The sequence below is a fragment of the Paenibacillus sp. J22P143 genome (assembly GCF_059692035.1).
In genome coordinates this window covers 1-9848 of record NZ_JCAUAQ010000054.1, presented here as the reverse complement: position 1 = coordinate 9848, position 9848 = coordinate 1, and the positions used below count along the sequence as shown (strand labels likewise).

At 37.8% G+C, this 9848-nt stretch carries 8 protein-coding genes and 1 pseudogene; all 9 read left to right on the top strand.

The features are described from left to right. Positions 1-580: 580 nt before the first annotated feature. A complete protein-coding gene (locus AC58PQ_RS29330) occupies positions 581-2263 on the top strand; it encodes a copper amine oxidase N-terminal domain-containing protein (RefSeq protein WP_497247896.1) in 1683 nt (560 codons plus the stop codon). Between the two features lie 238 nt (positions 2264-2501). After that, a complete protein-coding gene (locus AC58PQ_RS29325) occupies positions 2502-2765 on the top strand; it encodes a hypothetical protein (RefSeq protein WP_497247894.1) in 264 nt (87 codons plus the stop codon). A 1161-nt stretch (positions 2766-3926) separates the two neighbouring features. Continuing rightward, positions 3927-4259 carry a hypothetical protein gene (locus AC58PQ_RS29320; RefSeq protein ID WP_497247892.1) on the top strand — a complete coding sequence of 111 codons (333 nt, stop codon included), beginning with the start codon at positions 3927-3929 and terminating at the stop codon, positions 4257-4259. A gap of 160 nt (positions 4260-4419) precedes the next feature. Then, complete coding sequence (locus AC58PQ_RS29315; protein ID WP_497247890.1) at positions 4420-4878, top strand: hypothetical protein; 459 nt, start codon at positions 4420-4422, stop codon at positions 4876-4878. Positions 4879-5467: 589 nt separating this feature from the next. Further along, positions 5468-6313, top strand: coding sequence for a hypothetical protein (locus AC58PQ_RS29310; protein WP_497247888.1), 846 nt, complete (start codon positions 5468-5470; stop codon positions 6311-6313). A gap of 528 nt (positions 6314-6841) precedes the next feature. Next, entirely contained in the window at positions 6842-7369 is a 528-nt protein-coding gene (locus AC58PQ_RS29305) for a hypothetical protein (RefSeq protein ID WP_497247886.1), read from the top strand. A gap of 254 nt (positions 7370-7623) precedes the next feature. Beyond that, positions 7624-7929: a hypothetical protein gene (locus tag AC58PQ_RS29300; RefSeq protein WP_497247884.1), complete on the top strand. Its 306-nt coding sequence runs from the start codon at positions 7624-7626 to the stop codon at positions 7927-7929. Positions 7930-8038: 109 nt separating this feature from the next. After that, the gene (locus AC58PQ_RS29295; protein WP_497247882.1) at positions 8039-8569 is read left to right on the top strand and encodes a hypothetical protein; all 531 of its coding nucleotides are present in this window, start codon (positions 8039-8041) and stop codon (positions 8567-8569) included. Between the two features lie 247 nt (positions 8570-8816). After that, a pseudogene (locus AC58PQ_RS29290) lies at positions 8817-9080 on the top strand (CPCC family cysteine-rich protein); the annotation flags it as partial. Between the last annotated feature and the right edge of the window lie 768 nt (positions 9081-9848).

Here is a 9848-nt window from a genome sequence, read left to right as displayed (position 1 = left end):
TGATCAAGTACATTTAGTTAGATGGACCGCGGAGTGCTGGGAAACTGGCACGCTCCGTGCGGAGCAGGGGAAAAGCTTGAGATCACTTCAAATGCTTACCTATTGCAAACCGATAGCTCAATTACAACAAGACGGCAGCCGGTACACGACCAGCTGCCGTTGTCCGTTGAACTAAAGGGCAGTAGAGCGTGGCGAAACCTGGTTGCTTATATATGCTCTTATTCATTTATGGTACGGTTCACCTCTATTTGTGACTTAGCAAATGGTCCTTGGTATTTGTTTCATCATTTTACAATTCCCAATACGAATCCATCATTAAAAATCAAGCATGAAGGAAAACAGTTGAGCGATTTTCAAGCGAATCTCATCATGAAAACATGTTCCTCATTCCGAAAAAAGGAAGATCGAAGTTTCGGTATCCTTTAATATGGAGCGTAATATCGTTTGCCGAATGATATCAAGTACATGAATATTTAACTAACATTTGGTGTAAAGAGGAAAATTTTTCAAGTGTGTCGAATACATATTAATTCTGGATGTCATTTCAGCATATATTTCAGGGTGAGGGACAGGTGAGTCTGTGAAGGAGCGGAGTTGGACAAAGAAAATTTTTGTATTATTCGTGGTATTGGTAGTTATTATTAGCGGGTGTAAGTCCATTGGAGACTTCGACGTTAACAAAGCACTGGTGGGGGCTGTTATCGCGAAATCAATGGAAGGCACGGGCGAGTTCTCGCTTAATCTCATACGGGATGAAAAGACTCAAGTTCCACCGGAAGAACAGGCCATGCTTAAATTATTTGAAACAACGAAGTTCAAATTCGATTCCATCAAGATGGAAAGCTCCACGCGGGTTTCTATACAGGGGTTAGCTTCTTTCAGTACATATAGTATCCCTTTCCAAGCTTCAGTGTCGGAAGAACAAATAGTCCTGCAAATCGATGGAGGTAAAAAGCCGATCGTATTCCAGCTTCAGGATGAAGCTAATAACGCTTCGATGACAGCGTTCCTAACCGAGCTGCAAACAAAGTTGAACGACGAGGAACTGTCTAATAGCGTGATGTCATATTTGTTCAAACAGTTACCCAACCCAAGCAAGCTGAATGTGGACAATGTGGTCGAAACGATCAATGGGGAGAAAGTATCCCTACATAAGCTGCATGGAGAAATCACGGGCAAAGAGCTGCTGCCTCTGGCAAAAGCGTTCATCAAAAATATGATGAAGGATGATCAGGCGCTCAAAGAGTTGATCGGTCAGCTGTATGACGCCTTGTATCCGATGATTTCAGCGGAGTGGGAGAAGGCGCTAGCGGGAGATTCGTCGGAAGAGATGAATTCTTCGAAAGATGCCGATCATTTAGATGAGATGGACGATATGGACGATATGGACGATATGGACGATATGCCAAACCTTAGCGTCAACCCGTTGAATCAATTCAAATCAACCTTGGATCCAATCGTGACCGGAGTCAAAGCCGTGTTGGACGATCGCGATATTGCCATTGAAGTGATCCACACCGAAGTGAAGCAGATGCTTGTTATTCTACTTGTCGCGTTAGAAAGCCTTGGCCAAGAGGATAAGAAGCCTTGGGAAGCCACATTTAACGAGAGCTCGTATATGAAGACGGATCTTTACTTCGACAACAGCCTTAAGCTGCGGAAGTCGAACACAACCGTGATGATTGCGCCGCAGTTAAAAGATACGCAAGGGGTATCCGCTGTGAAGATAACAATGTCATCGGAGAACTGGAATGTGAACGGCAAAGTAAAGGCGGAAGTGATCGCAACCGATGGAGGAAGTCTAGTTCTGGATAAAGCGTCGAAACCAAATGATATATTGAAAAATTTCGACTCGAAATCGGCGATCTATCAACTGCTGAAACAAGATCTAAAAATAGGGAAAGTGTCATTTCCTCTCTTTCTGGGTAACGGGCAGTATTTCCCCAAATCGCAACAGCCTTTCATCGAAAATGGTGTAACCATGGTGCCAACACGGTTCATCAGTGAGCGCTTAAATGTCGAAGTGGCTTGGGACTCCGTCACGCAAAACATTACGATAACAGATCCCCAAACCTCGCGAACGATTGTTTTGCACGGTGGGAGTAATGTAGCGATCGTCGATGGCAAAAACATTGTCATGGAACAGGCCGTGTTAACAATGGATGACAAGAGCTTTGTTCCATTGACCTTCATCATAACTCAGCTCGGCGGAAAAACGGTGTGGAACGAAGAAATGCGCTCGATTCAGGTAACAAGGGATTAGAAGGATACAGAGATTTTCTTGTCATTAGACTTGTCGTCTCTGCTGGATAGAGTGTTTTTAAGTCGTCAATTAATTGACGGCTTTTTTGTTATTATAGAAAAATGTACCGGCGGCTAACGGGGAGATTTGCTCAATAAAAGGACATTTATTCACTCAGGAATAAGGGTATTTTATTCAGATTCCGAATAATGAAAAAGTAAGAATTAAAAACAAGCGTCACAGGGGAGATGCTCAAACAATGGTATTGGTGAATAAAATTGAAGTCGTTCCGATGGAGAGTGCATACTGTGATGTTGAACACCCTACGATTGTCATTGACGGTACCCCTCTGGATTTATTGCTTCTTAATCAATATCCTTCAGAAAACCTTCTGGGCATGATTCCAACAATTATTGACTGGGTCGATGACACGAAAGAGAAAGAGTTTCTTAAAAAGAGGTTCAATTCAGAAAGTAAAGAGATTGTCTTGCCGGTATTAATGTGCCCAGACGATTGCGATTAGTTGTGTACTGTAATTGTTGCAGATGTAGTTAAAGTTGATGGATATATCATATGGAAGCGAGTTGGAATTGGTTCGAAAGTTGATTGGCTTGAAAAGATTCATCCAATAACCTTTGAAGAAAACCAATATTATTCTCAAGTCAGCAAAATTTACAATTGAGCTACGGGCAGAGTAATGTCGTTAAGTATAAGTAATATGTGGTAAGATATTTCCAGTAAATGTGTCTCTATATGGGTGGAGTAAATAAAGATGCAGAGTAGTTTTGAAAAATTTAAAAGAAAAAAACAGTAATCATGCTAATGAAGTGAGATATTTAGCGTTGGATTGGTCTATGTAGGCTCGACGAATCAAGCTAACGGTGTACGATAGATGGAGTTGCAATCATAGCAGCTTCTTTTTGATGTTCATTGAAGTAACGTGAAGACTAGTTTAAAACAATATTAGTATAATGGGTGGAGATGGAACGAGAAAGATGATGCGAATGAATTTGATTCAATCTACGATGAAATCGTTACAAAAAAGCTTCAGGAACATGGTTATTATAAAAAGGGGAAAAGTTTGTATCTTCAAAAAGGAACAACAATTGCAGCCTTACTAAGGAGCACATTTAGGGGGGACAAAGGAGCCGATATAACTTTCGGCATCCGTCATACATTTGTAAAAGATTTCATCCATCAAAGAACCGATAATCTGTATTTAACAGATCGTAAAGATTATCCTTTTCAGTTCTCTATGTTGGATTTTAAGGAATCCAATTTCTTTAGATAGGTGTAACGAAGGAATGTAAGGGCGGCGACCCGTAGAGCCTTGGGATGGTCAATCTCCAGGGGATTGTGGAGTATGCGTGCAGTAGATTATTTAAATGGAGAAGTGTTCCAATGTTTCTTCTGTTCCCGCATGCTTTAAAAGGGTACAGTACGGTCGCAACAGCTTAGTATTCTTAAGATTACTATATTTCAAAGTGATGAAATCCTGCGAATGAATGAGTATTCGTTAGATAAATCCTTAATACTGAGGGACTGGGAACGATAGCTCAATATACTCCAAGAAATAGCAACTGGCATAAGGGCTGTTTTTTTCTCAACTTTTTCTTTTTGAAATTTGGGTAACGGTATATGTCATTATCTAGTCACTAGTCCAAACAAAGAGGTGGAAAATAACTTGGAGAACAGACTAACTCCTAAGCAACAAAAACGACATCAAGAACGTGAAATTATTGACGAGTATCACAAATTGGTAACTGAACAAGCCCTGGAACCTTTGTATCAATCTTTTTTGGAATGGAAATCAGGGACATTGCCATATGTCGAACTAACTGAACTAATTCATCTATTCCATAAGAAAAACCAGGAGATCTACAAGGACTTTACGTATACAGATTATAAAGACCTCCTTCTAGTTGCAAAAATGAAATTGGGCCGTTTATCCGAGGATGATATTAAAGAAAATAAACGGCTTTTAGAGTTTCGGGGTTGTGAGGAAAGTACCCTCTAGTTAAATATTATAAGCAGTTCTGTTTGGTACTGGCGGAAAAACGAAGTATTTACAGGGAGCAGATGGTGAGGATAAGTTCCCTTGTGTTCATTAAACTATTGGGTAGGTCACTTCCAATATGTGGTATATTTAGATAAGGGATTTGAACAAGGGAGGTGCTATGTTGAGGGAAGTAAAGCATTTGGTTAAGAGTCCTTCAAGGATTGGAACCATTATTGGCATGATTGCTATTATATGTAGTCAATCTATCCTTGTAGTGAGATCATGGGATCAGATAAGTGTATACTACGCTTCGTTAACGGTGATTCTTCTGTGTTTAGTTGTACTGTTTCTCGCATTGTACAGAACATTCTTCAAGAAACCAACCGAGTTATGCTTATCCAATGACCAACTCATATTAAATGGAATTTTAATTAATTCGGGGGATATTAAAGTGATAATGACTAAGGGATACTTTAAACCTGTTATCGGGATATTACCTCACAGGAGGAAGATCGTCCCATTAGATATGGCATTTAGGTATTCAAGGGATGAAGATAAAGGTATCACGGATTTAAAGAATTGGGCAAATATGAACAATGTAAAGATGGTCAATAAATCGTTTCAAACGTGGATATAAATATATTTCTTAGCACGATTTGGTACAATTATTTTCTTTTACTATTAACCAAAGGGTAACATGCTTGTGCGTTACGCTAACGCAGAACTATAGTTCAATCACCAACACCACGGCAGCCGGCACACGATCGGCTGTCGTTGTTCGTTGAAGTAAAGGGCAGATTACGTTAATGAAGCAAGGTTAGTTATCAATGAAATAAATTAAATACATGAACGAGAATTTCGTGTAACACCGTATTCTCGCTTTTCGACTTTCGGCATGATTCATTACACGTGAAAATCATAGGGAATCCTCGCCTGTTTTTGATAGTTGACTTAACGGATAGGATAGTGGAATAATTTGTATATAAATTTGCTAATGGTTTTATGGTAAGTTCGAAATATAGCGACAGAAAAGGGAGAGCTTCGATTGGAATTACAACTTGAAAATGGAAATTATGCCTTACCGATTGAACAACGTTCCAAAATGAAGTGGTCAATACACCTACTCTTCATATTCATGATAGGATTGTTCGGAGCATTCTTGTTTCTCCCTATCGATGGTGTTTATTTCAATATAGCCTTTAAGTTATTCCACGATTAGGACACAGTTGAAATTGCAGCCCTGTGATCTTGATTTATCTGAAGAGAATCAATTAGGAATAGAGAAACAGGGAGAAACCAACCGACTTGTCTCATTTATTAAAATACTTCTGTTCGTTCTCTTTTGGGGATTTGTTTATGGGATATCGATCTATTTGCTAAAAATGAATTTCATATTAATTCCAATTTTTGGGCTTATGGGCGTTCTTTATTTCTATCAGAAGAATTTCCATGAGGAAGTTATCGTTTGGCCGATCAGGTTGGTTGTTGGGCTATTGTGTGCGATGCAAATTTTCATTGCTACGATTACAAATATATTTCTAACGGGATCAATCCCATTCAGCTTAAGGAATCTTTATGAGATTTCTTCAGCGTACATTATGTATATAAAGGATGAACCAACTAATAATTTGTTGGTAATTGGAATTGCTGTTGTGCTCTTCGCTTACGGCACCTTTCATGGAAAAACTTTTCGTTTATTCAAGGGAATGAGTAAAATCTTCATGAAGAGATATGGTAATTATGTATACAAGAGAGAGGGCAGAATTGTCGAAATTTATATGATTGACCCGGTAGATTTCCAAGAAGATGATACCAAGTTTGTGGTCTATCTCAATGAAGGATGCTTAATTGAGAGGGAAAGTAAAAGAGTGAAAGCTGTATTACTACCCCTAAAAGCAATTAATGAATTATCAATTACAATTATGGGTAGTCATATCGTCCAGCATGGGGACGAACAATATACACGTATCGACCTCGGGGGCACGGGCTCTTACGTTCCGTATGTTTTTCCTTGTGTACTTATCTGCAGCAATAATAAGGAAGTAGAACTAATTCGGGTAGAACTTCCGTAGTGTTATGAAGATCTTGGTAAAAGCTAGCCGAACGAACAAGGAGCAGTTTGCCAGCGGCAGATGCTCCTTGTTTCATTGAAGTAACGGGATAGTTACAATATGTGGTAATATGGAGTAAGAAGACGTTAAAATTGCAAAAGAAACAGAACCAAATGCAAACGTAAAATGGGAAGCAACATTTAATAAGGAATGGCAGATTGATGCTGGAGTTAAATTGCCAGGTCAACCAGCCTGGGTTGTAAAAGGCGTTTTCCCTTTGGGTAATCAGATATTAGTAATTATCGACGCTGTTTCAGGAAAACAACAAGCCGTCACTGAAATAGAAGTTAGTCCATAATAAAAAGTGCTTTTTGAACTAGCGAGAAACAATAATTGAACAAAACAAGGAGCAGTTCTGCCGCGGCAACTGCTCCTTGTTTTTATTAAGCTAAAGGGCAGTGATAGTTCAATCACTTCGCGAATATTTCAAGCATGGATTTTATTTCGAAGTTCTAAAAATCGGGGAAACACACTTAAAGGAGTTTTAGAATGAACAATGTAACGAAGGAAGAAAGATACATCGAAATGAGAAATGAATATTTTAAGTACTTTCAAGATCAGTACAAGCTAAATAACGTAGATAGTTACATATCAGAATCAAAGAAATACAAGCTTGAAGTTCATTATTATGAGCATATCATTGGTCATTATCGATATAGCTATTCACATGGAATCGTAACTAATTTGGAGAACCAAAAGTCAATTTCAATTAAAAGAAATATGGGACATTTTTTATATAAATGGGTATTCAAGGATAACAAGGAGTATTTATTATGTGGTCAAGATTATCAAGGATACACGATAGTAGATCTTAATAATTTAGAAGTTTTTGATTTTGTTCCTGAGGAAGTGTATGACGGAATGGGATTTTGTTGGGCAGGTATTGAAATCATTGAAGGTAATAGACTTATTGTCGAGGGATGCATCTGGGCTCACGAGTACGAAAGGATTACTTATGATTTTTCAAATCCAATTGAACTACCTTATCAGATTTTAGAAAGGGAAGTACTTGAATAAGACAATGTATAAGTTTATTCAATGAAGACCCCGACATCACCTAACAACGTATTCACGCCTCGGGACATTCGGCAAAGTTCATTACGCTAACGGATAAAGATAGTTCAATCGCGACATGACGGCAGTTGGTATATAATCGGCTGTCGTTTTCAATTAAAGTAACGGGCAGGAATGCTTAATAAAAAGGTATCAATAAGGTGCTCCAAATATGGTAAAATAAAGGATATTATTGGTATGTCAGTAGGAGGGAATTAATGACTTCAAAGGTGAGGACATTCGGAGTCTGGTCTACCGTTTTAAGTATTTTAGGGGCATTGATGTTTATCTTCAGTTACTTAGTTTCAAAAAATCCAACCGCCAATGAAATAATTGTTATTAAATCTCTGTTTTTTTCAGGACTAACTTTTTTAATCATTAGCATTGTTTTGGGCTTTATAGGTATTCTAACAGGCGAGAAAGGATTGTTAAAATTCACAGGAATCTTAATTGTTTTTCTTATGGTTGTAGGATTGGTATTGGTATATTTAAGTATGACATTTTTAGGGTTTAGAGAAGCATAAAGTACCTAACGGAATACGATAGTTCACCACAAAACGGTTGCCGCAGGGCAGCCGTCATTGCGCTAACGGGCAGTTTAATGCAACGAAATTTTACTAAAGAGGTGATTGTTTGGGTTGGAATATTCTATATATACCATATACAATATTAATGATTATTGGTCTGATTATTCTTATTGTGATTTTAAAAGTAGCTAAAAGTAAAAAAGTCCCTTCAATCCTTTTGATTATTTCGATACCCATTTTTATTTTTTTTCAATGTTACTTTTGGAATGTAAAATATAATAACTATGTAAAAAGTTATTTGTTCCCAAGCAAAGTATTTGAATGTGAATATGAAGAAGAACTTAAAAACATTGCAATTCCTCTTCCTAAAAGAACTGTATTTAAAGGAAAACAAAATATTTGTTCTCCGTTTTATTTGTCCTATGTAAATGTTCGTGATTTTAAATCTTTCTATCAGGAAGAGTTAAACAAACTAAAAGTTAAAGGTAAAATTCAAAGCTATAGTGATATTGAAAATAACGAGTTTGCAGTGGAATTGTTATCAGGTTCAAGAATAGAAATTATTCACAACATAATAGAAAGTTCTAATTTTATTAAAATCAAATATAAAAACAGAGTTGATGTAGATTTAAACTAAATCCTAATGTCATTACGCTAACGCAGAACGATAGTCCAATTACAATAAGACGGCAGTCGGTACATAATCGGCTGCCGTTGTCCGTTAAACTAAAGGGCAGTTATCTTTCACAGGTTGTGTTAAAATGTGGATATTCTTGTGAGAGGTTAAGCATTTGTTCACGTTTGAGATTGTGAAGTTTAATATATTTCTTACTGACAAAGTTGGTTCTGACAGCAAAATCTCATAAGAAAGAGGAGTCGATGTTATGACTAAATATACTTGTCCTTGTTGTGGGTACAGAACATTTGATGAAAAACCGTCTGGTACATTTGACATTTGCGACATTTGTTTTTGGGAAGACGATAATCTGATGAATGAAAACCCAGATTATTGGGGTGGTGCAAATGGAGTTTGTTTAAGGCAAGCACAAAGGGACTTTATTAAATTTGGTGTTAGTGAGAAGAAATATTTAAATAAGGTTGATAAAGATGATTATGATTATGAAAAAGACCCTTTATGGAAACCAGTGTGGGAAAATGAAGCGGTCCTTAATGAAAAGAAACTAGCAGAAATACATATTGAGGTAAATGTTATAGATAGTAGGTTTAAGGAGTCAATTCAGATTAATGATTTTTTAGACGCGTTTACTGAATTTCTTGAAGGAAAAGGATGGGCTTTCGGTGGTAAAATTAAACAGGCAAGTACACAAATAAATAAAGATTAGGTAAGGCGATAAAAATTAAACTCCCATGAAAATTAAAAGCTCTAAAACTTAAAAAAGAGCAAATTAAAGTAAACCCAGGAAAACACTTTTTTAAAAAAGGCTGAGCCTCTGATGTTGATGCTTATGGAGTTGGGTGGTAGTTTAGCATCTTTCTTCGAAAAACAAAGGTAAGGCTGGTGCAACCAGTCAAAAAGGATTAATCTCCCATAAGTGCTACCCATATTGGGTGCGACAGTCTGTGATGCACCGTGATGGTTGGAGTCAGACTAACGGTTGGGCTCTAATGGCACCATAGTTCATAGACCTTCTTCTCCCAGCCCTAGTAGAAGTATTGACAGATTTTACCCATTTTCATCCTCTGTGGTGCAGCGCTGATCTTGCGCTGCATGTATGGCTAACGGGTAACGATAGTGGAATAAACAAAAAGAGACCCGCTTGCATCTTCTGCAGCGGGTCTTATGTATGTTGCCGCTGAATCATAATGCCCAAAAGCTGACGGAATTGCCTGTCCAGGGATTGACGAATATAATGACCGTATCACAGTAAAGGAAAAGGACGCCTCCATAAAACGTG

What these genes read in the sequence shown, in the direction of transcription:
- AC58PQ_RS29305 (WP_497247886.1), top strand. Translation starts at nt 6,842, where the DNA reads ATGAACAATGTAACGAAGGAAGAAAGATACATCGAAATGAGAAATGAA.
- AC58PQ_RS29300 (WP_497247884.1), top strand. Translation starts at nt 7,624, where the DNA reads ATGACTTCAAAGGTGAGGACATTCGGAGTCTGGTCTACCGTTTTAAGT.
- AC58PQ_RS29325 (WP_497247894.1), top strand. Translation starts at nt 2,502, where the DNA reads ATGGTATTGGTGAATAAAATTGAAGTCGTTCCGATGGAGAGTGCATAC.
- AC58PQ_RS29315 (WP_497247890.1), top strand. Translation starts at nt 4,420, where the DNA reads ATGTTGAGGGAAGTAAAGCATTTGGTTAAGAGTCCTTCAAGGATTGGA.